Origin of the sequence: Nonomuraea longispora (assembly GCF_004348345.1) — a bacterium.
GTDB classification, from domain to species: domain Bacteria; phylum Actinomycetota; class Actinomycetes; order Streptosporangiales; family Streptosporangiaceae; genus Nonomuraea; species Nonomuraea longispora.
In genome coordinates this window covers 1-24517 of record NZ_SMJZ01000138.1, presented here as the reverse complement: position 1 = coordinate 24517, position 24517 = coordinate 1, and the positions used below count along the sequence as shown (strand labels likewise).

The 24517-nt window shown below is 70.9% G+C and carries 24 protein-coding genes and 1 tRNA gene; 13 read left to right on the top strand and 12 right to left on the bottom strand.

The window, feature by feature from the left end; translation table 11 throughout:
• Together E1267_RS29845 and E1267_RS29840 are read right to left on the bottom strand one after the other, a co-directional pair.
• The coding region (locus E1267_RS29845) for an enoyl-CoA hydratase-related protein (RefSeq protein WP_181957857.1) at positions 1-497 on the bottom strand (497 nt) is incomplete at its 3' end.
• 39 nt (positions 498-536) lie between these two features.
• Positions 537-1676 (bottom strand): nitric oxide synthase oxygenase, encoded by a 1140-nt coding sequence (locus E1267_RS29840; protein ID WP_246064343.1) that lies wholly within the window; start codon positions 1674-1676, stop codon positions 537-539.
• A gap of 279 nt (positions 1677-1955) precedes the next feature.
• Here E1267_RS29840 and E1267_RS29835 point away from each other — a divergent pair, with 279 nt between their 5' ends.
• Genes E1267_RS29835 through E1267_RS29825 form a run of 3 tightly spaced genes read left to right on the top strand, consistent with a single transcriptional unit; the run spans position 1956 to position 3909 of the window.
• Positions 1956-2303, top strand: a complete 348-nt coding sequence (locus tag E1267_RS29835) for a hypothetical protein (protein ID WP_165959869.1) — start codon at positions 1956-1958, stop codon at positions 2301-2303.
• On the top strand, positions 2300-3562 hold the full coding sequence (locus E1267_RS29830; protein ID WP_132337276.1) for a YwqJ-related putative deaminase: 1263 nt from the start codon (positions 2300-2302) through the stop codon (positions 3560-3562). The genes E1267_RS29835 and E1267_RS29830 overlap by 4 nt, the downstream gene beginning before the upstream one ends.
• A 14-nt stretch (positions 3563-3576) precedes the next feature.
• On the top strand, positions 3577-3909 hold the full coding sequence (locus E1267_RS29825) for a toxin-antitoxin system YwqK family antitoxin (protein ID WP_132337274.1): 333 nt from the start codon (positions 3577-3579) through the stop codon (positions 3907-3909).
• 24 nt (positions 3910-3933) lie between these two features.
• Here the strand turns inward: E1267_RS29825 and E1267_RS29820 are convergent, their stop codons facing one another.
• Complete coding sequence (locus E1267_RS29820; protein ID WP_220449742.1) at positions 3934-4287, bottom strand: HAD family hydrolase; 354 nt, start codon at positions 4285-4287, stop codon at positions 3934-3936.
• 105 nt (positions 4288-4392) lie between these two features.
• A tRNA-Asn gene (locus tag E1267_RS29815) sits at positions 4393-4464 on the bottom strand.
• Positions 4465-4590: 126 nt separating this feature from the next.
• Here E1267_RS29815 and E1267_RS29810 point away from each other — a divergent pair.
• Positions 4591-4905 carry a YtxH domain-containing protein gene (locus tag E1267_RS29810; RefSeq protein WP_132337270.1) on the top strand — a complete coding sequence of 105 codons (315 nt, stop codon included), beginning with the start codon at positions 4591-4593 and terminating at the stop codon, positions 4903-4905.
• Between the two features lie 39 nt (positions 4906-4944).
• Here E1267_RS29810 and E1267_RS29805 read toward each other — a convergent pair whose 3' ends face one another.
• Genes E1267_RS29805 through E1267_RS44710 form a run of 3 tightly spaced genes read right to left on the bottom strand, consistent with a single transcriptional unit; the run spans position 4945 to position 6905 of the window.
• Positions 4945-5418 (bottom strand): hypothetical protein, encoded by a 474-nt coding sequence (locus E1267_RS29805; RefSeq protein ID WP_132337268.1) that lies wholly within the window; start codon positions 5416-5418, stop codon positions 4945-4947.
• A complete protein-coding gene (locus E1267_RS29800; protein ID WP_165959868.1) occupies positions 5415-6689 on the bottom strand; it encodes an amylo-alpha-1,6-glucosidase in 1275 nt (424 codons plus the stop codon). The genes E1267_RS29805 and E1267_RS29800 overlap by 4 nt, the downstream gene beginning before the upstream one ends.
• Before the next feature lie 57 nt (positions 6690-6746).
• Positions 6747-6905, bottom strand: a complete 159-nt coding sequence (locus tag E1267_RS44710) for a hypothetical protein (RefSeq protein WP_165959867.1) — start codon at positions 6903-6905, stop codon at positions 6747-6749.
• A 180-nt stretch (positions 6906-7085) separates the two neighbouring features.
• Between E1267_RS44710 and E1267_RS29795 the strand changes: the two genes are divergently transcribed.
• A complete protein-coding gene (locus E1267_RS29795; protein ID WP_132337264.1) occupies positions 7086-8252 on the top strand; it encodes a hypothetical protein in 1167 nt (388 codons plus the stop codon).
• Positions 8253-8295: 43 nt separating this feature from the next.
• On the opposite strand, the gene E1267_RS46670 is transcribed toward E1267_RS29795, so the two are convergent.
• The gene (locus tag E1267_RS46670) at positions 8296-8523 is read right to left on the bottom strand and encodes a hypothetical protein (RefSeq protein ID WP_246064342.1); all 228 of its coding nucleotides are present in this window, start codon (positions 8521-8523) and stop codon (positions 8296-8298) included.
• Between E1267_RS46670 and E1267_RS29790 the strand changes: the two genes are divergently transcribed.
• The 6 genes from E1267_RS29790 to E1267_RS29765 are packed head-to-tail and all read left to right on the top strand — an operon-like array spanning position 8510 to position 15418.
• Entirely contained in the window at positions 8510-10450 is a 1941-nt protein-coding gene (locus E1267_RS29790; protein WP_246064341.1) for a serine/threonine-protein kinase, read from the top strand. The genes E1267_RS46670 and E1267_RS29790 overlap by 14 nt on opposite strands.
• Complete coding sequence (locus E1267_RS29785; RefSeq protein WP_246064340.1) at positions 10447-11301, top strand: PP2C family protein-serine/threonine phosphatase; 855 nt, start codon at positions 10447-10449, stop codon at positions 11299-11301. Before E1267_RS29790 ends, E1267_RS29785 begins: the two co-directional genes overlap by 4 nt.
• Positions 11294-12583 carry a vWA domain-containing protein gene (locus E1267_RS29780; RefSeq protein WP_132337260.1) on the top strand — a complete coding sequence of 430 codons (1290 nt, stop codon included), beginning with the start codon at positions 11294-11296 and terminating at the stop codon, positions 12581-12583. Before E1267_RS29785 ends, E1267_RS29780 begins: the two co-directional genes overlap by 8 nt.
• Entirely contained in the window at positions 12583-13233 is a 651-nt protein-coding gene (locus E1267_RS29775) for an FHA domain-containing protein (RefSeq protein WP_132337258.1), read from the top strand. Before E1267_RS29780 ends, E1267_RS29775 begins: the two co-directional genes overlap by 1 nt.
• Positions 13230-14591, top strand: coding sequence for a hypothetical protein (locus tag E1267_RS29770; RefSeq protein WP_132337256.1), 1362 nt, complete (start codon positions 13230-13232; stop codon positions 14589-14591). The genes E1267_RS29775 and E1267_RS29770 overlap by 4 nt, the downstream gene beginning before the upstream one ends.
• Entirely contained in the window at positions 14588-15418 is an 831-nt protein-coding gene (locus E1267_RS29765; protein WP_246064339.1) for a transporter substrate-binding domain-containing protein, read from the top strand. Before E1267_RS29770 ends, E1267_RS29765 begins: the two co-directional genes overlap by 4 nt.
• A gap of 84 nt (positions 15419-15502) precedes the next feature.
• Here E1267_RS29765 and rpoD read toward each other — a convergent pair whose 3' ends face one another.
• Positions 15503-16606: an RNA polymerase sigma factor RpoD gene (gene rpoD / locus E1267_RS29760; protein WP_425465103.1), complete on the bottom strand. Its 1104-nt coding sequence runs from the start codon at positions 16604-16606 to the stop codon at positions 15503-15505.
• A gap of 382 nt (positions 16607-16988) precedes the next feature.
• Complete coding sequence (dnaG, locus tag E1267_RS29755) at positions 16989-19451, bottom strand: DNA primase (protein WP_132337252.1); 2463 nt, start codon at positions 19449-19451, stop codon at positions 16989-16991.
• A 180-nt stretch (positions 19452-19631) separates the two neighbouring features.
• Here dnaG and E1267_RS29750 point away from each other — a divergent pair, with 180 nt between their 5' ends.
• Complete coding sequence (locus E1267_RS29750; protein WP_165959866.1) at positions 19632-20540, top strand: M23 family metallopeptidase; 909 nt, start codon at positions 19632-19634, stop codon at positions 20538-20540.
• Here the strand turns inward: E1267_RS29750 and E1267_RS29745 are convergent.
• Both E1267_RS29745 and E1267_RS29740 read right to left on the bottom strand, forming a co-directional pair.
• Positions 20530-21687, bottom strand: coding sequence for an NAD(P)/FAD-dependent oxidoreductase (locus tag E1267_RS29745; protein ID WP_165959865.1), 1158 nt, complete (start codon positions 21685-21687; stop codon positions 20530-20532). The two genes, E1267_RS29750 and E1267_RS29745, sit on opposite strands and share 11 nt — an antisense overlap.
• 60 nt (positions 21688-21747) lie before the next feature.
• Positions 21748-22968 (bottom strand): deoxyguanosinetriphosphate triphosphohydrolase, encoded by a 1221-nt coding sequence (locus E1267_RS29740; RefSeq protein WP_132337248.1) that lies wholly within the window; start codon positions 22966-22968, stop codon positions 21748-21750.
• 80 nt (positions 22969-23048) lie between these two features.
• Here E1267_RS29740 and E1267_RS29735 point away from each other — a divergent pair.
• Positions 23049-24517, top strand: a 1469-nt coding sequence (locus E1267_RS29735; RefSeq protein ID WP_132337246.1) for a M48 family metallopeptidase, incomplete at its 3' end; no start/stop codon positions are given.

Sequence of the window (24517 nt, the reverse complement as noted above, 5' to 3'; positions counted from 1 at the left end):
CCCGTGAACACCCGCCCCGACAGCAGGAGGTCCATGGCCCGCTGCTGTCCGACGAGGCGCGGCAGCACCCAGGACAGCCCGTACTCGGCGATGAGCCCGCGCCGCGCGAAGGCCGTCGTCCACTTGGCCTCCTCGGCCGTCATGACGAGGTCGCAGACGAGCGCATGGACCATGCCCAGCCCTGCGCACGCTCCGTTGACCGCGGCGATGACCGGCTTGCCGATGGTCGTCGGGAAGGTGGCGGGCCTGGGGTCGGGCCGTTCGTCGTAGGTTCCGGACCGAAGGGCGTCGAGCGTCTTGAAGTCGGCGCCCGAGCAGAAGCCCTTGCCGGCGCCCGTGACCACGACGGCCCGGACCCCGGGGTCCTTCTCCGCCTCCGCCAGCAGGTCGAAGTAGCGCCGCCCCATGGCGTCCGTCCACGCGTTGAGGGTGTCGGGACGGTTGAAGGTCAGCATGAGCACGCCCTGGTCGACCGTTGAGAGCACGAGTTCCGCCATGGCCCCAACCGAACCATGTTCTAGCCTCGGGTGGCAAGGCTATCGGTGGTGCACGAAGGCCGGGGTGAGGACGCGGGTGTCGTAGTAGCGGTGGAAGACGGGGGTGGCGCCGCCCGACAGCGGTGGCACGATCCACGACCAGTCGGCGGGGCAGACGCGCCCGGCCTTCTCCTCCTTCGACAGGTGCGTGAGGAAGCGGCGCGACTCCGTGTGGTGGTCGGTCATCGTGACCCCGGCCCGCTCGAACGAGTGCAGCACCGCCACGTTCAGCTCCACCAGCGCGTGGTCGCGCCACAGGGTGCGTTCGGTGGAGGTGTCCAGGCCGAGCCGCTCGGCGGTCACCCCGAGGAGGTCGTACCTGTCCTCGTCGGCGAGGTTGCGGGCGCCGATCTCGGTGCCCATGTACCAGCCGTTGAAGGGTGCGCACGGGTAGCAGATGCCGCCGATCTCCAGGCACATATCCGAAATAGCCGGAACGGCGTGCCAGCGCAGCCCGAGGTCGGCGAACCACGGATATTCGGGATGCGTCAGCGGCACCTCCAGAACGGCGTCCCCGGGCAGGTTGCACAGCAGCGCCTCACCCAGTCCCGGCTGGACGATCAGCGGGAGCAGGTCGAACCGGCCGCGGCCGCCGCGCCACCCCATGCTCAGGGCCAGCTCGGTCAGCCCGGCGTTGCGCGGGTCGCCGACGACGCCGCCGGGTGTGCGGTAGCCGGCGTACCGGATGAGCTGCTCGTTGCGCACGCGAGGCCCGCGCATGGCCGGGGTGTCGGGGGGAAACACGGTGATCGTGGGCCTGATCTTGCCGTTGCCGGTCGCCTCACGCAGGTGGGCGACGCATTCGAGGGCCACCCCCTCGGCCGTGCCCACCTGCCTGCGGTCGCGCACGCGCAAGGAGCGCCAGTAGAGCCGGCCGATGCACCGGTTGCTGTTGCGCCAGGCCACCCGGGCTCCGAACTCGAGCTCCTCGTACGTGTGCGTGTAGGTCCCGGTGCGGGTCACCTCCCTGGCGACGTCCCGCAGCCGTGCGTGCAGCCCTCCCACGGCGGGGTTCTCGGTGTGGAAGAGCCTGAGGAAACGCTCCGCCTCGTGCAGGTCGGCGGTACGCCCGAGCACGGCGTTCATGGCGTGCAAGGCGGGCGTGTCGAAAGGGCGCAGTGACTTGATCCAGGTGGGCACGCGGCAACCAGTTCCTCCGTCGTCGGATCGCCCCGCCGATTCCGGGTCGGCGGCTCGTCCTGGTGGCGGCGCCCTCTCCTCGCCCCCGACATGGTGTCCCGCGGCTCCGGTCCACCGGACCGGTCGCTCCATCTTTCCGCGACGAGCGGCGCTTTGTCCGGCCAACTGGAAAATGCGTGTTGATCTCGCTACAAAGCGTGAAACGGCTCCTGTGCGTGGCGAGCGGCGCATATTAGCGATCTTGGTAGTACAGTGTCTTCCCGATTCGGGAGGTGATGGGTGACTCCCCGGGACGAACCGGACGACCCGCGAGGCGTGACCGCGACCGACACCCTCGGCGTGGTCATCGACGCCGACGGCCGGCGCGCCTCAGGGCAGGACTTCCAGGCACTGGCCGACCAGCACGAGCGGCTGACGGCCGCGCTGCGCAACAGCCTGCGGTCCGGCAGCGGCCTGCCCTTCTGGGAGGTCGACACCCCGTTCAGCGAACTGGCCGAACACCTGCTGCAGCGCCACGTGCGCACCGGTGACGGCCTGCGCGCCGCCGGCGACGGGCAGACCGTCATGGCCCGCCGCAACGTCGCCGTCGAGCAGCGCAACAGCACGATCGTCCAGGACCACACGTGACGGCCGTCACCGACGATCCCGCCATCGCCGCCGACTTCGGCGTCCTGGGTCTCCCGTCCATCCCCGACCCGTCTCCGGCCTACCGGCAGGCCGAAACCCTGCAGGCCGTCGCCGACCACTACACCCGGCTCGCCGGCGACGGCGCTGCGGCCTCCCGCCGCGCCGCCCTCAACCAGGGCCCGGCCGCGGACGCCGCGGACCGGCACGTCGACGGCCCCGGCGGCGTCCTCCCCCAGACCAGCGGCCTGGCGGGCCACTTCGGACTCGTCGCCGGCCTGCACAACAGCGCCGCACAGTTCGTCCAGCACGGGAAGACGCGCCTCGCGGCCTACGCGGCCGCGGCCGCCGCGCTCGCCCTCGCCGTCCCCCAGGTCCGCGCCTGGGTCAGGGCCAGAGCCCTCCGCCTGTACCAGCAGTTCCGCACCATCCTGGCGAAGTTCGGCGACCTCTACCGCAGGCTCCTCGCCAGAATGGCGCCGGGGACGGCCCGGACGGGTGGCGGCGTCCCGGCGGTTCGCGCCGGCGCGGAACGCACGACGGCACTCTCGGCCCGAAAAGGTCACGCCGGCCACCTGCAGCCGCCCGGCCCGCTCGAACGCGACCTGCCGCTGCCCAGGCCCGCGGACCTGCGTTTCGAACGCGACGACCAGGGCCTCATCGTCGCCGTGAACGGCCGGCCGGTACGCGAGTTCGTGGGGGACCTGACATTGACCAGGTCATCGGAATATCTGGCCCGCCGGGAGGCGGCACGCGACCTCGCCTTCTCCAGGGCGAAGGCCGGCCCGGTCTACACGCTGCTCATGGATCGGCGCACGGGAAAACTGTACGAAGGTCTCAATGACATGTTGCGGCGGGTGCCCGACGACCTGCACCCCCTCCTGCGGGAACGCTACGACAAGTTCGCCCGCTGGGCTCGCCGCAACGGCACCTTCCGGCATGACGAGGGCTGGCCGCCGGGCGACTTTCCGCACTGGAGCGAACCGGGCACCCATTCGGAGGTCACCGCGACCAGCAAGGCCCTGTGGGACCGTACGCGCAACGGTGAGACGGCGACCACCGGGACGTTGCGGGAATTCCATTTCGACAACCGCTTACTCTCGGAGCATTACCAGGGCATCACCGCCCGGCAGCGCATACCGTGCTGCGCCAACTGCACGAACTTCTTGTACGACACACCGAACTCCGTCGGCTACTTCACCCGATATCCCTCCGCGGGGCAGAGCCCGCTGACCGAGTTCACGCCGCCATGGGCCGCCTGAGGTCGGGAACCAGCATGCGCATCACGATGAACGACCTGGAATACGACCAGGACCAGCGAGTCCGCTATCAGGGCGCTCCCTACAGCGGCACCGCGTGCGAGCTCTATGCCGACGGCGCGGTCATGACCGAGCAGACGTTCGACCAGGGGATTCCGCACGGCCTCGCGCGGACCTTCTACCCTGACGGCCGCGTCGAGTCGGAGTGGCGGCACGACCGCGGCCGCCGGCACGGCTCGTGTCTGCGCTGGCATCCGAACGGCCGGCTCGCCGAGGACCGGATCTACGAGCGCGGGAAGCTGGTGTCGTGCCAGGCCTGGCACGAGGACGGGACACCCGACGACGGGTAGCGCGCCGAGGCCGGGCCAGCCGAATCAATGTCCAGCACCGTCAATCCCGGCCGCCACGGCCGAGTTCAGTCCTCTGGCTGAATCCTCGATGACCAGCACCTCTTCCTTGCCGGCTCCGAAGCGATTCGCGCCGATCAGGTATGACTCCGGACGCGGCTTGGCGAGTAGGTAGTCGTCACGAACGACGAAGCACTCCATGAATTGCTTGATGTGGCGCTCCTCATGGACGAGTTCGAAGTCCGCACGTTTGGCGGTCGTCACGATGGCCATGCGGGCATATTTCGACAGCTCGGCCAGAGCATCGACCACGCCTTCGATCTCGGTGGCTTCTCGTGATGACCGACGGGACGGCTCTGTGTCGCTGGTCTCGGCGGGCACCCGAGATCCGCGGGCCCGCAAGCAGTCTGCCGCCACCGGATCAGGCCCCGCAGGAACGACTCAGGCCCTCTGTCCTGATCCAGGAAGAGGGCCTGACCTACCGAGCTCCCGCGATTGGACTCGAACCAATAACCTGCCGGTTAACAGCCGGCTGCTCTGCCGTTGAGCTACGCGGGATCGGGCTTCTGCCCACGTCACCGGGGCTTTGCGGCCCCTCCGCCGTGCGCACGACTAGATTAGCGCACTCTGGGAGTGCGTGTCGCATCATAAGCAGGGTAGGCCCGGAGGCAGCGGAGGTGGGAAATGCGTTATCGGATGACATTCGCTGTTGGACTGGCGGTCGGCTACGTGCTGGGCAGCCGGGCAGGACGCGAGCGGTACGAGCAGATCAAGCGGACGGCGCAGCGCGTCGCGGACAACCCCAGGGTGCAGGAGGTGGCCGGGGTGGTCGGCGCGCAGGCGTCGAGGTTCGCGGGGATGGCCAGGACGAGGGTGGGTGACACCCTGCAGCACCGGATCCCGTTCCTGCATGACGACCACAAGCCCGACACGGGCACCGGCTGGCCGGACGACGGCGTCGAGGGCCACAACGCCAGGGAGAGCGGCATCCCCTACTGACGTGGGCGTGGGCGTGGGGCCCGGGGCACGTACGGTGGCTCACACGCCCATGCTGCGTCGCATGCCCTCCAGGGCCTGCTCGGCCCGCGCGCGCAGGCCGGGGTCCTCGGGGTCGAGGCCGTCGTCGAAGACGAAGGTCCAGCCCAGCACCTCACCCCCTGGTTTGCGCCGGGCCACCAGCCGCACGCCGCCCTTGCCCGGCAGGTCGACGTGCTTGTTCACCACGATCGTCGCGTTGACGCGCTCGCGCAGCGTCTCGGGCAACATGCGCGGCTCGGCGATCCGCTCGGCGTGCCACCTGCCGTCGGTGGTGAGCACCCGCATGCCTTCCTCGTCCCACGACGCCCTGTCGATCTGCTCGTACGGCAGGCGCGTGCCGTCGGCCAGGTGGAGGGCGAGGTTGGTGGCCACCACGTGGCCGTCCGGGGTGTGGGTGAACGTCAGCACCCGCTCTCCCCGCTCCATCGTCAGGGATCTGCGCACGTCGGCGGGCAACCGGCGGAAAAGGCTCATTCCCCAACGGTATCGGCGAGCAGATCCAGGGTGAGTGCCGCACTCCACGAGAAATCCCGGCATCCGCGCCCGCTGCCGTCGAAGGGGTCGAAGCACTCGCGGAAGCCTGCCTGCCGCACTAGGCGCAGGGTGCCGTGGGTGAGCTGCCGGGCGAGCGTGTCGAGGGAGTGCACGGCGGCGGCCCTGCGCAGCAGCCAGTTGGTGTTCACCCAGGAGGGCCCGCGCCAGTAGCGGGTGCGGTCGAACTGGGCCGCGCGGATCTCGCAGCTCGGCACCGGGTAGCCGGTGGCGCCCATGAACCTGGCCGACTCCAGCACCTCGACGGCCGTGCGTACGTGCTCGCCGGGCAGCCACGGGTCCAGCAGCGGCCCGAACCCGCCCACCGTGCACACCTTGATCAGCCGGTCGGTACGCAGGTCCCTGGCGTAGAAGCCGCCGTCCCACAGGCGCTCGATCAGGGCCAGCCGGATGCGCTCGGCCTGCTCGGCGTGGGGCACGGGATCGGCGCGGGCCAGTGGCGCCAGCTCCGCCAGCGCCTGGCATGAGGCCAGCCAGATGCCGTTGAACATCGGGTCCTCGATCGCGAACGGGTGTTCGTCGCGTAGGTAGCCGGCGCTGTATCCGGCGTCGCGGTAACGCATGGCCAGCCAGACGTAGCGGTCGTGGGCGCTGTCGGGGTGGCGCTCCTCCATGTCGACATTGCGATAGCCGTACCTGATGACGGGGAGTGCGGCGAGTGCGTCGTCCCAGGCGGGGCTGTCGTCCATGCCCGACTCCCACGGATGCACGATCGCGGCCAGCCCGGCGCCGCCCAGGTCGCGGGCGGAGGCGAGGTAGTCGTGCTGGGCCACCAGCGCCGGGAACGCCTTCCTGACGAACGCGACGTCGCCGGTGTGCCGGTAGAGCCACCACAGGGCGAGTCCCTGCAGCGGCGGTGAGATGAGCCCCGAAGTGAGCACGCGCGGCGCGGCGTCGTGCTCCTGGGAGCGCCATACGGACGGCCCGGGAAAGTACGCCTCCCGCGTGTGGAAGACGATGTGCGGCACCATCCCGGTCGCCCACTGCCCGCGCAGCAGGTTGAGCAGCTCCTCTCGGGCCCGGTCCGGCCGGTGCCTGGCCAGGCCGATGACGACGAACGCGGAGTCCCAGCTCCACTGGTGCGGGTAGAGGCCCGGCGCGGGCACGGTACCCGTGCCCGTCCAGTTCGCCTCGAGCACGGCCAGCGCCTCGTGCCCGAGCGCGGCGTCGTCGACCGCCGGCCGCGCCTCCATCACCCAACTATGCCTGCGGATCCCGCGGGAAGCTACTGCGCGGCCACGCGCCGTTCGTCAGGCCCTTTTCACCCACCTCGCCAGGAACATGACGCCGAGCGCCACGCCGCCGATGAGCAGACCCCACTTGAGCAGACTGAGGGCCATGCCCACGAGAGGGCCGAGGAGCAGGAGCGCGGCGACGATGGCCACGATGATCAGAAGAATACGTCCCATGTTCGACACGGTACGAGGCCTTTTAAGCGGTTTGCAGGCGACACAGGGTTGAATCAGGGACAAGTCAGGGGTTCCCCCCACTCCGGAACCAACCGGTACGACCTTCGCGTTGTGTCGGTAAAGAGCACCGGGGCATCGGGGACCCGCTTCACGGGGAGCGTGATGATCCTGGGACCGCCCATGAGCAGGGAAGCAGCGGACTACGCACTGCGTGCCCGCGCGGACGAACGCGACCGGATCTCCGGCGACCTGCTCGATCTCGAAGCCCATACCACCTACCAGGTGCTCAAAGGGGCCTCCTTACGCGGGACCACGGAACGGCGATGGGCGACCGCTCAGGATGATCTGGACGTCCTGTGGCGGCTCAACGACGCCTACCGCGCGGTGCTGCGCCGCGCCGAGCAGATCAGGGCCTCGCGCGCCCGGCCCGGCGCCGAGCAGCTCTCGGCGCTCACCGAACTGCTGGCCGGATCCTCCGTCGTGCTGCGGGTCGCCGCCAGGCCGGTCGAACAGCGTTCCCTGCTCCCGCACCCGGACCTGCGGCTGACCCTCGACGAGGCCGTCATCCGGATGGAGGCCGCCTTCCGTGGGGTGACCTCGGCGCTCAACGACATCGACGCGGTGTGGAACGCCGTACTGCCGCGCCTGGACGGCGCCGAGGCCGACCTGCGCCAGATCTGCGACCTGGAACGCGAGCTGGGAGAGAGCGCCGGCCTGACCGCCGAGGCGAGCGAGCTGGCGCGCTTGCGGACCGCGACGCTGGAGAACCCGCTCGGCTCCTGCGTCGACCCGGACCTCGACCGGCTGACGCGCCTGCTGGCCTCCTCCCGCGCCGAGCTCGACCTGGCGATCACCGTGAAGCGGGAGTTCGCCGAGCGGCGCGAGAACCTGGTGGCCGCACTCGACCTCGTACGCGCGGCCGAGAGCGAGGCGCGGCTGGCCCACGGCGCGGTCGTCGCCAAGATCGCCCTGCCACCGCAGGCCCAGCCGCGCGGCCAGGTCGACGCGCTGGCCGCCGAGCTCGACGCGCTCGACGTCTCGGCCGACCCCTGGGTGCTGCGGGCCAAGCGGCTGGCCCGCCTCGAGGACGACGCCCGTCAGGCCGCCGAGCAGGCGCGAACCACGGCGAAGGCGCTCTACGGCCTGATCGGCAGGCGCGACGAGCTGCGCGGGCGGCTCGGCGCCTGCGAGGCGATGGCGGCCCGTAAAGGGCTGGCCGAGGACCCGGCGGTGTCGGAGTCGTTCGTACGGGCCCGCGCACTGCTGTGGAGCGCTCCGTGCAACCTGACGAAGGCGGCGGCGGCCGTCGAGGCCTACCAGCGCGCGATCCACGGAGGTAAGCGATGACCCGCTGCGCGCAACCCGGCTGCACGGGAACGATCGACGAGGGTTACTGCGACTGGTGCGGCGCCGCCGCGAGCCCGCCCCAGCCCGTGCCGCCCCAGCCCGTGCCGGCGCAGCCCGTGCCGGCGCAGCCCGTGCCGGCGCAGCCCGTGCCGGCATCGGGCCCCGTGTCCGCTCCGGTCGTCACCCAGCCGGTGAGCAGGCCGGTGAGCAGGCCGGTGAGCGGGCCCACGGGCAGCAGCGGCAGGTCGCGGGCCGGCGTGCTGGCCACCATCGCGGACCTGCCGTCCGTGCCCTACCGCGACCCGGCCGGGGCGGTGATGCCCGACCCCCAGGTGCCGGAGAACAAGCGGCACTGCGCCAACCCGGCGTGCGGGAAACCCGTGGGCCGCTCCAGGGACGGCCGCCCCGGTCTGACGGACGGGTTCTGCCCGCACTGCCGTACGGCGTTCTCGTTCACCCCCAAACTGGGCAAGGGCGACCTGGTGGCGGGCCAGTACCGCGTGCTCGGCTGCCTGGCGCACGGCGGGCTCGGCTGGATCTACCTCGCCTCCGACGAGAACCTCGACGGCCGGTGGGTGGTGCTCAAGGGCCTGCTCAACACCAACGACCCCGAGGCGTTGGCGGCGGCCGAGGCCGAGCGGAAGTTCCTCACCACGGTCGACCATCCCAACATCGTCAAGATCTTCAACTTCCAGCGCTCGGCCGGCCTCGGCTACATCGTCATGGAGTACGTAGGCGGCCAGTCCCTGCACGAGCTGCGCCGCCAGGGCCCGCTGCCGCTGCGCGACACCCTCCTGTACGGCAGGGAGATCCTGCACGCGTTCGGCTACCTGCACGAGCACGGCCTGGCCTACTGCGATCTCAAGCCGGCCAACGTGATCAGGGTCGGCAAGCGGCTCAAGCTCATCGACCTCGGCGCGGTGCAGCCCATCGGCTCGCCGCCCGGCTCGTCGTGGGCCACGGTCGGCTACCACGCGCCCGAGCTGGACACCCAGCCGACGTCGGTCACCTCCGACCTGTACACCGTGGCGAGGACGCTGGCGGTGCTGGCGGTGCCCGGGTTCAGTCCCGCGCAGGGCGGCGTCGCCGCCCCGCTGCCGGTGGACTGCGGGCACCCGTCGTTCACCCGGCTGCTCCGCAAGGCGACCGCCGCCGATCCCGCCCGGCGTTTCCAGCGCGCGTGGGAGATGGAGGAGCAGCTCGTCGGGGTGCTGCGGGAGCTCAGCGCCGTGGAAGAGGGGGTGCCGTACCCGGCGCTCTCGACGTTGTTCGGGCCGGAGCGGACGGCGGTGGGAACGGCGCTGTCGGACGCCCCCGACGAGGTGTTCGAGCCGCTCGATCCGGCGGCGGTCGCGACGGCCTTACCCGTGCCGCTGGTCGATCCCGCCGACCCGGCCGCGGGATCGCTGGCGGGGCTGCTCGGCCGCGACAGCGGGACGCTGGTCGACCAGCTCGCCGCGATGCCGCAGACGCCCGAGACGAAGCTGATGCGCGCCAGGCTGCTGGCCGAGCGCGGGGCGGCCGAGGCGGGCGACGTGCTCGACGAGCTGTCCGCGGAGCTGCCCGGCGACTGGCGGCCCACCTGGTGTCGCGGGGTGCTGGCGCTGGCCCGGCGCCAGGAGCAGGAGGCCGTGACCGGATTCGACGCCTGCGTGTCGGAACTGCCGGGAGAGCTCGCGCCGAAGCTGGCCCTGGCCTTCGCTCTTGAGCACGCCGGCAAGCCGGCCGCCGCCTGGTACGAGTGCGTCTGGCGGACCGACCACTCCTACGTGAGCGCGGCGTTCGGGCTGGCCAGGACGGGCCGGATGACCGTGCTCGACGAGGTGCCCGCCACGTCGTTCTACCGCGTCGCGGCGCAGGTGGCGCTGGCCGCGTCGGTGGTGCGGCGGCCCGACCTGAGCGGGCTCACCGTCGCCGACCTGACGGGCGCGGTCGAGCGGGTGGCCGCCCAGGCCGACCTCGACCCGCGCCGCCGCGACCTGCTCACCGCCGAACTGCTCGGCGCGGCGCTGACCTGGCTGCGGACCGGCAAGCCGCCGAAGAACGTGACGCTCGCGGGAGCGCCCTTCACCGAAACCGGGCTGCGCAGGTCCATAGAGTCGATCTACCGCAGGCTGGCCGTGACCGCCGGCACCCGCCAGGAGCGCCACGCGCTCATCGACCAGGCCAACGCCGTACGACCGAGGACGTGGGTGTGACAGATCCCCAGCCCATCCAGCACGACGCACCCGCCGCCTGCCCGGTGTGCCAGACCCCGGTGCTCAAGGGCGACGTCTACTGCGAGGCGTGCGGCCACGCGCTGGGCTCCGCCGTGTGCGCGTTCTGCGACGCGGCGGCCGTCGACGCCGAGGGCTACTGCGAGCGGTGCGGCCTGCGCCAGCCCACCGACCGGGACCACGCCGAGATCGTGCTCGTCGGCGGTGCCGCGGGCGTCACCGACAGAGGGCTGCGGCGCAGCCGCAACGAGGACGCCATGGCCCTGCTGACCGCCGGCGGCACGACCGTGACCGTGGTCTGCGACGGCGTGGGCAGCTCGCCCAGGGCCGACGAGGCGTCCGCGGTCGCCGTCGAGACCGCGTCGGCCGCGCTGTGCAGAGGGCTGTCGCCGGAGGAGGCGTTCGACCTGGCCGGGCGGGCCGTGAGCAAGCTCGCCACCTCCGTGCACGACGCCCCCGCCTGCACGTACGTCTCCGCCGTGGTCGGGGCGGGCCGCGTCACGCTCGGCTGGGCGGGCGACAGCCGGGCGTACTGGCTGCCCGAGGGCACCCTGCTGACCACGGACGACGCCGTCCCGACCGGCGAGATCACCGCCTGGCTCGGCGCCGACGCCGTCGGCGTCACGCTCAACGTGCGCACGCTCACCCCGCGCGGCCCCGGCCACCTGCTCGTCTGCAGCGACGGCCTCTGGCGCTATCTGGACGGCTACGCCTTCCCTCGCGCGGGGACCCCGCTTGAACTGGCCCGCGAACTGCTGCGCCACGCGCTGGACTCCGGCGGCCAGGACAACGTGACCATCGTCGTGATCCCCCTAGGAGAAGCCCATGAGTGACCGGCCCGCTTTCACGTTGACCATCGACCAGAACAAGTACCTTTCCCTCGACGGGCGTGAGGTGCACGCCATTCTCACGGTGAGCTCGACCGGCGGCGTCACCACGCAGGCCGTCCCGGCGGAGGCCGCCGAAGTGATCATCGTGGACACGTCGGGCTCGATGAGCGGCGCCAAGATCCGCGAGGCCCGGCAGGCCGCCGCCACGGCCGTGCAGACGTTGCGCGACGGCGTCCACTTCGCGGTGGTCTCCGGCACGGGAAGCGCCAAGGTCGTCTACCCGAGTGGCAGCACGCCGAGCCTGGTCCAGGCGAACCCTGCCACCAGGGCCGAGGCGGCCAAGGCCGTCGAGAGGTTGTTGTCGTACGGCGGAACCGCCATGGGCGAGTGGCTGAAGCTGGCCGGGCACCTGCTGTCGACCCGACCTCACGCGATCAAGCACGCGCTGCTCATGACCGACGGCCAGAACAACGAGCGCGCCGACGTGTTCGACTCGGTGCTGTCGGCGTGGAGCGGCACGTTCGTGTGCGACTGCCTGGGGATCGGCGCGGACTGGCAGCCCGCCGAGCTGCGCAAGGTGGCCGAGGCGATGCTCGGCACCTTCGACTACGTGCGCGACCAGGGGGACCTGCCGGAGTATTTCCGCCGGCTCACGCAGGCGTCGATGAACAAGACCATGGCCGACCTGTCGTTGCGCGTGTGGGTGCCGCAGGCCGCGCGGCTCATGTTCGTCAAGCAGGTCGACCCGGTGCTGCTCGACCTGACCGGCAAACGCGCCGACGTCAACCCGCTGACCGGCGACTACCCGACGGGCTCCTGGGGACCCGAGGAGCGCAAATACCATATCTGCGTCGAGGTGCCACCCGGGCAGGTCGGGCAGGAGATCAGGGCGGGCTGGGTCAAGCTCGTGCACCCCGACACCCAGGACGTCCTGGCCAGCGGCAACGTGCTCGCCCAGTGGACCGACGACCTGGCGCTGTCCACCCAGATCAACGGCAACGTCGCCCACTACACCGGCCAGGCCGAGCTGCACGACCTCATCCAGGACGGGCTCAGCGCCAAGGCGATGGGCGACATCGAGACCGCGACGGCCCGCCTGGCCAAGGCGAGGGACCTGGCCGGCGCGTCCGGGCGCGAGGACACCGCCAAGCTGCTCGACCGGGTGGTCGAGGTCGATCCGGCCACCGGCACGGCCCGGCTGCGCAAGAACGTGGACAAGGAGGACACGCTCGAGCTGGACACCGGCTCCGTCCGCACCAGCCGGCTGCGCAGGGAAGGAATTTGATGGCTACCTGTCCGCAGGGCCACCCCTCGGGCGCCGACGACTACTGCGACGTGTGCGGCACGCGGATGGCGGGAGTTGCCGCGCCGCCCGCCGCGCCCCAGCCGCCGGCCCAGGAGCCCTCCGCCGCCGAGAGCTGCCCCGTCTGCCGGACGCCGCGGGCCGGGCAGTTCTGCGAGGTGTGCGGCCACGACTACAGCGGCGCCCCCGGGGCCGCCGGGACCGCCGTCCCGCTCCCCGTGACCGGGCCCCGGTGGGAGGCCGTCACCGCCGCCGATCGCTCCTACTACGAGAAGGTCATCGCCGAGGGCGGCCCCGACGCCGACGCGGTCGCGTTCCCGCCGTACTGTCCTGAACGCTCGTTCGGGCTGCACGGCGAGCAGGTACGCATCGGGCGGCGCAGCAAGGCCAGGAACCTGGCACCCGAGATCGACCTGACCGGCCCGCCGGAGGACCCGGGCGTCTCGCACCTGCACGCCGTGCTGCTGGCCCAGCCGGACGGCTCCTGGCGGCTGGTCGACCCCGGCTCCTCCAACGGCACCCAGGTGAACGGCAGGCCGCTCCAGACGAACGTGCCGGTCAGGATCGGCCCCGGCGACCGCATCCACCTGGGCGCCTGGACCGTGATCACCGTCAGGGAGGGCGCGCCGTGACCCTGGTGCGGACCCGGCCGGGCACGTCGTCACCCGTCGAGCGCGGCGTCCCCGGCCGCATCCGGGTCATCTCCGGCATCACCGTCGCCTCGCTGGCGCTGCTGTTCGTGGCGCTCGCCGCTGGCAGCTCGACGGCCCGCGACGGGCTGCAGGTCATCGGCCGCGACGCGGGCCCGCAGGTCGTCGCCACCGCCGGCCTCTACCTGGCGCTGAGCGACATGGACGCGCAGGTGGCCAACGTCCTGGTGATGGGCGACGGCTACCCCCGTGAGCGCGAGGCCGCGACCACCCGCTACGAGCAGCAGCGTTCCGTCGCCAACCAGGCCCTGCTGAAGGCGTTCGAACTGTCCGGCGACAACCCGGCGGAACGGCTGACCGTGCAGTCGGTGCTCGACGGGCTCGGCCGCTACGAGCGGCTCGCCGGGCAGGCGCTGCTGCTCGACGAACGCTCCGGGCACGCGCCGGGACCGCCGCCGGAGGAGGTGGTGCGGTCCTACCGCGACGCCACCGACCTCATGCGCCAGGTGCTGCTGCCGCAGGCGTACAACCTGACCCTGGAGAACGGCACGATCGTCCGCGGCACCTACGACGAGAAGGCGTTCACCGTGCCCCTCCTGCGCGACGCGGTCGTGGTCGCCGGAGTGGTCGCGATCGGCTGCCTGCTCTGGCTGCAGATCTTCCTCGCGCGGCGCTTCCGCCGCGTCTTCGGTCCGGCGCTGATCGCCGCCACGCTGGCCACAGCGCTCGCGCTGGTCTCCGGGGTGGCCGTGCTCGGCCAGGACATGCAGGCGCTGCGCAGCGCCAAGTCGGACGGCTTCGACTCCGTGCTCACGCTCGCCAAGGCGCGCGCGATCAGCAACAGCATGCAGGGCGACCAGAGCCGCTACCTGCTCGACGAGGAGCGGGCCGACACCTACGAGCACACGTACCTGGACAAGTCGATGTCCGTCGTCTACTTCGAGGCGGGCAACCTCGACGCCTACCACCGCAAGGTGACCACCGGCTCGACGGACTTCCTCGGCCTGCTCGGGCCGGAGCTCGGCGGCCGGCAGGGCAAGGCCGCGCTGGCCGCGTACCGGGACTTCCAGGCCACCGACGTGGAGTTCCGCCGGCTCGCGCTCGGCGGCCAGACCAACGAGGCGGTCGCCGAGCGGCTCGGGCCGGTCACCACCGCGTTCACCGCCTACGACGAGGCGCTGCTCAAGCTGGCGGAAACACACCAGGGCGTCTTCAAGCGCGCGATCGACGCAGGCGAGGGCGCGCTGAACACCCTGTGGCTGCTGCTTCCCTTCGCCATCGGCGCGATCGGCCTGCTGGTGATCGCCGGAGTGCGGCCCCGACTCAAGGAGTACCGGTGAAACGGGTGCTGGGAATGCCGCCGGCCGGGCTGTTGGCCGTGCTGCTTGCCGTGGCCGCGGTCCTCGTGACCGGCTGCGGCATTCGCGACCAGGAGTCGATCCTGGACAAGGACGAGATCGTCATAGGGGTACGGCCCGACCTGCCGCTGGTCGGGTTCCGCACACCCGGCGGCGGTTTCGAGGGCTTCGACGTGGACGTGGCCCGCTACGTCGCCGGCAAGCTGGACAAGGAGTTCACCTTCCTGCCCACGCTGGCGGCCGACCGGGACGACGTGCTGGTCGACGGGCGGGCCGACATGGTGGTGGCGACGTATACGATCAGCCAGGACCGCAAGGCGAACGTGTCGTTCGCGGGGCCGTACCACATCTCGTACCAGGACATCCTGGTCCGGGCCGACGAGACGATCAAGAACGTGCGCGACCTGGAGGGGCGCAGGATCTGCGAGGTCACGGGCGCGAACGCGGCCAAGCGCGTCGTCGAGGAGCGGAAGGTGGCGGCGCGGGTCGTGCCGTTCCCCGACTACCGGCGCTGCCTGGCGGCACTGAAGAGCAACCAGGTGGACGCGGTCACCACCAACGACGTCATCCTGGCGGGCCTCGCCGCGCAGGACGGTGCGGGGCTTCGGCTGGCCAACGCGCAGTTCAACGAGCAGCGCTCGGGCATCGGCCTGCCCAAGGGCGACGTACCGGCCTGTGAGGCGATCAACCGGGCGATCACCGACATGTACCAGGACGGCACCGCCGAGAAGCTGCTGAAGAAGTGGTTCGGCAAGTCGGGGCTGGACCTCGACACGATCGCGGTACCGCAGTTCGAGGGCTGCTCCTGACCACGGGACCGGGCCGGCACGCTCGCCCGGCTCCCGGACGTGGGACGGGCCCGGACGTGTTCGCCCGGGCCCGTTCCCCTCGAATCAGTCCAGGTAGTCCCGCAACATCTGGGCGCGCGTCGGGTGGCGGAGCTTGGCCAGGGTCTTCGACTCGATCTGCCGGATGCGCTCCCGCGTGACGCCGAACTCCCTGCCCACCTCCTCCAGCGTGCGCGGATGCCCGTCGGCCAGGCCGAACCGGAGCTGGATGATGCGCTGCTCGCGGTCGGACAGCGTGGCCAGGATGTCGTCGAGCTGGTCCTGCAGCATGATGAAGGCCGCGGCCTCCATCGGCACGACCGCGTCGGCGTCCTCGATGAAGTCGCCGAGGTCGGAGTCCTCCTCGCCGATCGGCGACTGCAGCGACACGGGTTCCTGGGCGATGCGCTGGATCTCCACCACACGATCGACGGGGAGGTCCATCTCCTTGGCGATCTCCTCCGGAATCGGCTCCCGGCCGAGGTCCTGGTGGAGCTGGCGCTGCACTCTGACGAGCTTGTTGATCGTCTCCACCATGTGCACCGGAATGCGGATGGTGCGCGCCTGGTCGGCGATGGCCCGTGTGATCGCCTGACGGATCCACCAGGTCGCGTAGGTGGAGAACTTGTAACCCTTGGTGTAGTCGAACTTCTCGACCGCCCGGATGAGCCCGAGGTTGCCCTCCTGGATCAGGTCCAGGAACAACATGCCGCGGCCCACGTACCGCTTGGCGATCGACACCACCAGCCTGAGGTTGGCTTCGATCAGCCGCTGTTTGGCCCGGGTGCCCTGCCAGACGAGCTCCCTGAGCTCAGGGAAGGCCAGACGCGAGACCCCGTTGGCCAGCCTGTCCTCGGCGAACAGGCCCGCTTCGATCGACTTGGCGAGCTCCACCTCCTCCTCGGCGGTCAGCAACGGCACGCGGCCGATCTCCCGTAGATAGATACGGACGAGATCGCTGGTCGGCGCCCGCTTGCCTACGTCTTCCTCATCGGCGCGGGCAGGCTCCTCGTCGCCCTGGGGCTCGAGGACCTCCACGCCATTCTCGGCGAGCATCCGCACGACGCGTTCCAGCGCGTCGGACGGCAACTCGGATCGGTCAAGCGCGGCTGCGACGTCATCGACGGTTACGCTTCCGCGCTCCCTTCCTTTCGCGACGAGGTCCGCCACCTGATCTACCGATGGCGGTCCGCTTGGCAGCACCGATGCACCCACGGGAGACAGTCTGCAGTATTGGTTCCATCAAATGGCAGACCCATTTTTGTCACCGAAGGTAAGGCGATCGTCCTTACCGAATTGAGATCGACTTAAGGTTTAGGCCGAGTTTGATCAGGAAAGTAAAGTCAATTACGCGGTCTGGATTCACGCGCCCGGCGACGCCGCCTGCCGGACGCACCCTTCCCGCTGCCTCGGCAACGCCTCCCCGGCCCCGTCCGGCCCGGTGGACGGCGCCGCATTCCCCGCTCAACCGCCTGGTATTCCAGGCCGCGATCGCAGCCGAACTGTTACCAACCCGGGACCGCCACCCCGACCCCCACACCGGACGTCCCGGTCAGCTGCCCGCGAGCCGGTCGCGCAGCACCCTGCGTTGTTGCTCCAGCGCCACCAGCTCACCGAACAACTTGTTGTACTCCTGCTGTTCCTCCACCGGGTTGAGCCGCTGGATGCGTGACTTCACCTGTGCGATGGCCCGGTCGACCGGCATGGCCTCGACCGCCGCCATGATGTCGCGGGCATAGCGCTCCTCGGTGTGGGCGTCCGTCTGGATCGCCTCCACCGCGAACCGGGTCACCAGCGCCCTGGCGCCCTCCTCGTGAGCGTGCTCCAGCAGCCGGTCGACCCACTCCCGCCCGCCGTGACCCGCCGCGGCGACGCCCCCGGCGGCGGTGATGACCTTGTGCAGGGCCGCGTGCTCGACGGTGGTGAAGGCCTGCGCGTCGAGCGCGTCGAAGCGCGGGCCCAGCAGGGCCGGCCGCTGCACGGCCAGTTTGAGCAGCTCGCCCTCGACCCGCACGCTGGGATCGACGGGTGCGGCCCTGGCGACCCGACGGCCGCGGCCCTGCTGCGCGCCCGACACCTCGGAGATGCGCTGCATGACGAACCGCTCGTCCATGAAACCGAGCCAGCGGTCGAGGTCGATGGCGTAGCGCTTGCGCAGGCCCACGTCCTTGATGCCGGCCACGATCGGGGCGGCGGCGTCGAGCGCTGCGATCTTGCCTTCGTTGCTGCGCAGGTCGTAGCGGGAGATCGTGCTCCTGATCGCGAACTGGAACAGCGGCTCCCTGCTCGCGATCAGGTCGCGCACGGCCGCGTCGCCCTGCTTGACGCGCAGCTCGCACGGATCGAGCCCGTCGCCCTGCACCGCGACGTAGGTCTGGGTGACGAACTTCTGCTCGTCGGCGAACGCCCGCAGCGCCGCCTTCTGCCCCGCCGCGTCGCCGTCGAAGGTGAAGATCACCTCGCCCCGGAACTCGGCCTGGTCGAGCAGGAACCGCCGCAGGATCTTGATGTGCTCCTCACCGAACGAGGTGCCGCAGGTGGCCACGGCGGTCGGTACGCCCGCCAGGTGGCAGGCCATCACGTCGGTGTAGCCCTCGACGATCACCGCCTGGGAGCGCTTGGAGATCTCCCGTTTCGCCAGATCGATGCCGTAAAGCACCTGGCTCTTCTTGTAAAGCGGCGAGTCAGGCGTATTGAGATATTTCGGGCCGTCGTCGGAATCGAGCAACTTCCGTGCGCCGAATCCGATCACATCGCCCGTGGCGTCCCTGATGGGCCAGATCAGCCGGCCGCGGAACCGGTCGATCGGACCCCGCCGCCCCTCCTTGGCCAGCCCGCCCTTGACCAGCTCGTCGGCAGAGAACCCACGACCCATCAGATGGCGGACCAGCGACTCCCACTCGGCCGGCGCGTATCCCACCCCGAACGTCTCGGCGTCGGCCCGCTCGAACCCCCGCTCCGACAGGAACCGCCGCCCGGCCGCCGCGTCGGGGCCCAGCAGCCTGTCGGCGTAGAACTCGGCCGCCGCCCGGTGCGCCTCGACCAGCCTGGCCCGCTCACCATGGTCCCGCTTCGGGACGTAGCCGCCCTGTTCGTACTGCAACTGGACGCCGGCCCGCTGCGCCAGCCGCTCGACCGCCTCGCTGAAGGACAGATGCTCGATCTTCTCGACGAACGTGATCACGTCGCCGCCTTCGGTGCAACCGAAGCAGTTGCCGGTCAGTATGTTGTCTTCGAGGGCGAAGGCATGCCCATGGTCGACAGTGGCGCAGAAGACTTCCTCGACCCGGTCGCTCTCCTCGACGGACTGCACCACCCAGTCGCGCCGCGCGAACGCCATCGTTGTGGCGGTGAACCCCAGCCGGTGCTCGTCGAGCAGGAAGCGGTCTTCGGGCCAGTCGTGCAACTGGTCGTCCTTCACGTCGAGCGTCGCCGTGCTCCCCCCGCTCCCCGTGGCCGCCCGTGCGCCGCCGCCCAAGGTGATGCCGTGCGCTGCGCCGAAGGGCGACGGGCGCGTACCCTCCACCCGGGTGCCGGGGAACACCGAGACCAGCCGGTGACCGCGCTTCAGGTCCCGGGTGACGACTTCGGCGCGCTGCTCCTGCTCGGGGCCGGAGCGTACGAACCAACGGTGCTCCGGCGTGGCGAAGATCTCCTTTCGCTGCCCGTCGCGGCGCAGGACGACCCTCATCAGCGGCTGGACGCCGAAGGACTCGAAGGGCGCGTCCACCCATGTGCCGTCGGAGGCGAGCACCCGGTGCGTCCCGCCCGCGAGTTCGGCGATCGGGCGCACACCCTCCCAGGTCATGACCCTGGTCTCCGCCGCCAGGCAGTAGAACATCCCACGCTCGGGAGTGACGTTGAAGGAGGGGCTCTTCTCGTCGTGGAACGGGCACAGCCCCTTGAGGTTGCCGCCTCCGGCGTTGCGCAACTGGATGTGCTCGCCGATCACGTCGGCGATGGGTGAGCGCTCGCGAACGAGCGCGATGTCGACATCACGGATCCGGCCAGCCACGCCGTGAGTCTATTCCGCCCCACCGACGGTTCCCGCCCCGCGGGCCGCCCCCGGGCGCGTGCAGCAGGGGGAAGAGGGGCATTACCTGTGGGTTGCTAAAGAGGGAAAGCCGCCGTACGCGGCCCCCTGGTCGGCTACAAAGGTAAAGGTTGTCGGGAAACGGTGACACGGGTGGAGACCATGCATTCGGGGCAAATCGCGCGGTGGGCGTCCGTCGTGGGCGCCGTACTGCTGACCGGCGCCTGCGGCCAGGCGACCGGACCGGCCGGCGTCGGCGTCACCCTCCGCTCGAACGCGGACAACACCGCGCCTGCCCATGGGCCCTCCACCGCGTACGCGGCAGCGGCGGCCTCGCCGGCGACCCCGACGCCCACCCCGTCGGGCGGGCGGCAGGCGGACGTGCAACGGCCCCAGGGCGACGACCCGGTCAAGGTGCCGCCGCCGAAGTTGTCGAAGTACACCTACACGTTCCCGGTCAAGGGCTGCGAGGTCACCTACTCCCGCAAGCTGCTCGTGCTGCCCAAGACGACGATCTGGGCGCCGCAGGGATGCGCGTTCGTGGCGCCCGTGGCCGGCGTCGTGGACGAGGTGAACGCCAAGAACCGGTGGCGCCCGTCCACGGACGCGGGCGCCCACCGCGAGGGCAGGTTCGTCACGATCATCGGGGACGACGGCGTGCGCTATCTCGGCGGCCACCTCGACACGGTGGCCGACGGCATCAAGCCCGGCGTCCGCGTCAAGGCGGGCCGGCTGCTCGGCCGGGTGGGCAGGTCGGGCAACGCCCGCGACACCGCCACCAACCTGTACTTCGCCATCTCGTGGAAGACCGGGCCGAAGTTCTGGTGGGTACGCAGGGGCATGGTCGAACCGTGGGACTACCTCGACGCCTGGCGGACGGGCAACCGTACGCTCTCCCCCAGGGACGAGACGCTGGAGCTGCGCGAGAAGTCCGGCGAGACGCCGCGCTGCACCGTCCTGTGCGCGTCGAAGAAGCCGAAGAAGACGCCGCAGGCGGCGAGGAGCGAGCCGTCGTCCCGTGGCGACACCGGTGAGGACGACGGCGACGGCGTGGTCAGCGTCACCCCGTAGGCAGCTCCTTCTGGTCGACGACGGCGCCCGACCTGATGAGGGCCTGGATCTCGTCCACGACGTCCCAGGTGTTGACGTTCATCCCGGCGACCACGCGCCCGCCGCGCAGCCAGTAGGCGATGAACTCCAGCTTGTCGGGATCGCCGCGGTAGACGACCTCGTCGTAGCCCTCGACGTCGCCGGAGAACTCCATGCCCAGCTCGTACTGGTCGGTGTAGAAGTACGGGATCGGGTCGTGGGTGACGTCCTGGCCGAGCATCGACCGCGCGGCGGCGGGACCGCCGTGCAGGGCGTTGGCCCAGTGCTCGACGCGCACACGGCGGCCGTACACGGGGTGGAAGTGTTCGGCCACGTCGCCGGCGGCGAACACGTCGGGATGCGAGGTGCGCAGCGCCGCGTCGGTGAGGATGCCGTGGCCGACGTCGAGCCCGGCGTCGCGGGCCAGCCAGATCTCCGGGGCGGCGCCGATGCCGACGACCACGAGGTCGGCGGTGAGGCGTTCGCCCGAGCTGAGCCGCACGCCGGTCTGGGTGATCTCCGCGGCGGCGGTGCCGAAGCGCAGGTGCACACCCTTGCGGGCGTGCAGGCGGGCGAACAGGTCGCCCAGCTCGGGGCCGAGCACCCGGTTGAGCGCGGTGGGCTCGGGCTCGACGACGGTGACCTCGCAGCCGGCGGTACGGGCCGCGGCCGCGGTCTCGAGCCCGATCCAGGACGCGCCCACGATCAGGACCTTGGCGCCGGTGGCGAAGCGTTCCTTGAGCGCGTCGCTGTCCTCGACGGTGCGCAGGTAGTAGCCGGGTCCCGGCAGCCGCCTCGGCACGGCCCCGGTCGCGAGGAGCAGCTTGTCGTACGGCTGCCGCGACCCGTCGCTGAGCCTGACCAGGTGGTGGCCGAGCTCGATGCGGGTGACCCGCCGGCCGAGCCGCAGGTCGACGTCGTTGTCGGCGTACCACTGCGGCGGGTGGACGTAGATCTTCTCTCGTTCGCTCCTGCCCTGCAGGTAGTCCTTGGACAAGGGCGGTCTCTCGTAGGGCCGCTCGGCCTCCGCGCCGATCAGCACGATCTCGCCGTCGAAGCCCTCCTCGCGCAGGGCCTGCGCGGCCTTGGCTCCTGCCAGCCCGGCGCCGGCGATCACAAATGTGGCCATGGGCGCAGTATCCGCCCGCCGGGGGCGCCGGGGGAAGCCGGTCGGGTCAGACGGCCCGGATCACCGGGTGAGCCGCCTGTGCCAGGCCACCGCGGAGGTGTCGGTGAGCGAGGCTATCTGGTCGATCACCACCCTGACGCGGGCCGCGTCGTCCGGGGCCTCCAGGTACGCGGGCCGGAAGGCGGGCTCCAGCGCGCCGGGCGCGCCCTGGGTGATCAGCTCGGCCAGTTCGGTGATGAGGTCGCGCTGCCTGGCCTGGTTGGCGTGGTGGTCCTTCGTGGTCATGACGTAGTGGGCGACGACGCCCTTGAGCAGCGCGCACTCCAACCGTGTGGCGCGCGGCACGACGAGGTCGGCGCGGTGGCGGGAGCCGTACACCTCCTTGGTGGCGGCCTGCGCGGAGCGGCAGAAACGGCCGATGAGGCCGCTGGTGAGGGCTTTGAGCCCGGCGAGGTCGGCGAGCGTGCCGGCGAAACTGCGCGGCCAGAGCGGGTCGGTGATCAGCTTGTCGAAGACCGCTTCGAGCTCGTCGAGGTCGGCGCCGGGTGCGTACCAGGTGCGGGTGATCTCGCACACCTGCCTGCGTTCCTCGCCCGACAGGAGCGCCTCGGGGGTGACGTGGCCGAGGTGCAGGGCGTCCTCAAGGTCGTGTACGGAATAGGCGACGTCGTCGGCCCAGTCCATGATCTGCGCCTCGAAGCTCACCCGCCCTTCAGGAGCGCCCTCCCTGATCCACTCGAACACGGGAAGATCGTCGTCGTACACACCGAATTTGTAAGACTTGTCACATGTCCATGGATATTTGATCGAGGCGTCCAGGGCCGCCCTGGTCAGGTTCAGCCCGGCGCTCGTGCCGTCCTCGGTGAGCACCTTGGCCTCGAGCCTGGTGAGCAGGCGCAGGCTCTGCGCGTTGCCCTCGAAGCCACCGCACGTCTCGGCCAGCGCGTTGAGCGCCACTTCCCCGTTGTGCCCGAACGGCGGGTGGCCCAGGTCGTGCGCCAGGCAGGCGGTCTCCACGAGGTCGGGGTCGACGCCGAGGGTGGCGCCCATCTCCCTGCCCACCTGGGCGCATTCGAGGGAGTGGGTCAGCCGGGTGCGGGGGATGTGCTGGCCGCCGTCGAACGTCTCGCCGGGGCCGACGACCTGCGTCTTCGCGGCCAGCCTGCGCAGCGCGGCACTGTGCAGCACCCGGGCCCGGTCACGCTCGAACGCGGAGCGTTCCGGATTGCCGGGAGGTTCCGGAACCCAACGGTCTTGGTCGTGTTCGTCGTAGTACGACATTGGTGCAGCGATTTTATCCAGTTTCCCGTCTCCGCTAGTGTCGAGCCTCGCGAGTACCCCTTCCCTGGGAGCCCTCCCCCATGACGACAGCGTTCCGAGCGGTGCTGGCTTTCACCTTGCTGGCCGGCTTCTACGTTCTGGTCGGTCTGATCCTCGCCGCGGCGGTCTTCTTCGACGTTCTCTTACTGGTCGACTTCCACGTCAACCTGATCAAGTTCGCGGTCGTGCTGACCCTGGCCGCGGGCGCGCTGCTGCGAGCACTGATCATGGTGAGCCGCCGCCGGGGCGGCGAGCAGCCGGGCGTCCCCGTCACGCGCGAGGACGAGCCGGTGCTGTGGCAGACGGTCGAGGAGCTCGCCCAGCGCGTACGCACCGCGCCGCCGGACGAGATCCGGCTGGTGGCGGAGGTCAACGCGGCCGTGTCCGAGGACACCCGGTTCCTCGGCATGAAGGCGACGCGGCGGCGCATGTTCGTCGGGCTGCCGCTGCTGCAGACGCTCACGGTGGACGAGATGCGGGCGGTGCTGGGGCACGAGCTCGGCCACTACAGCGGCGCCCACACGCGGCTCGGCGCGCCGGTCTACCGGGGGCGCGTCTCGCTGATCGCCACCGTTCAGGGCCTGCGCAACCACCCGTTCGTGCAACGCCTGTTCACCTGGTACGCCAAGCTCTACCTGCGGGTGTCGCAGGCCGTCTCGCGCAAGCAGGAGTTGGAGGCCGACCAGTTCGCCGTCGCGATCGGCGGCCGGCAGGCCATGGCGGGCGCCCTGCACAAGATCCATACGACCGCGATCGGCTGGGACCAGTACGTCAACACCTACCTGTCGATGACCGGCGCCGGCGGCACCAGGCCCGCATCGGTGTTCGGCGGCTTCCACGCCTTCATGAGCGACGCCGAACGGCAGGCCGAGCTGGCCAGGCTGAGCGAGCAGCCCGAGGAGGTCTCCCCGTACGACTCCCACCCGAGCCTGACCGACCGCCTGGCCGCCATCGAGCGCCTGCCGGAGCCGCAGCAGGTGCCCGACCCCCGCTCTGCCCTGACCCTGCTGCGCGACCCGAACGTGGCCGTGCAGGCGGTCGAGCAGTCCATGTGGTCGTCCGAGGCGCTGCTGACGCTGCGGGCGGTCTCGTGGGAGGAGCTCGTCGCGCACGGCATGTACGCCACCCGCAACGCCGACGCCCTGCGCGACCTGGCCCTGGCCGGGCAGCAGGTGATGGGGGCGTCACGGCCGTACCTGGACGCCGCCTTCGAGGCGATCGCGCGGGGGCGGCAGGCGGAGCTCGAGTACAAGCTGCGCGAACTGGGCTGGAAAGCCTCGGACACCCTGCTGGCGGGGGTGCTCGGGCAGGCGCTGGAGGCCGTCATGATCCAGCTCGGCGAGGCCAGATGGACGCTGTCCTGGTCCGGGCCCGCGCGGCTGCTGTTCGACGACGGGGAGGAGGTGGCGTTGTCGGAGTACGCGGCCCGGGTCGCGGCCGATCCGTCGGCGGTGGGCGGGCTGCGGCAGTGGCTGGGCGACCACGGCATGCGCCACGACTACGTCCCCGT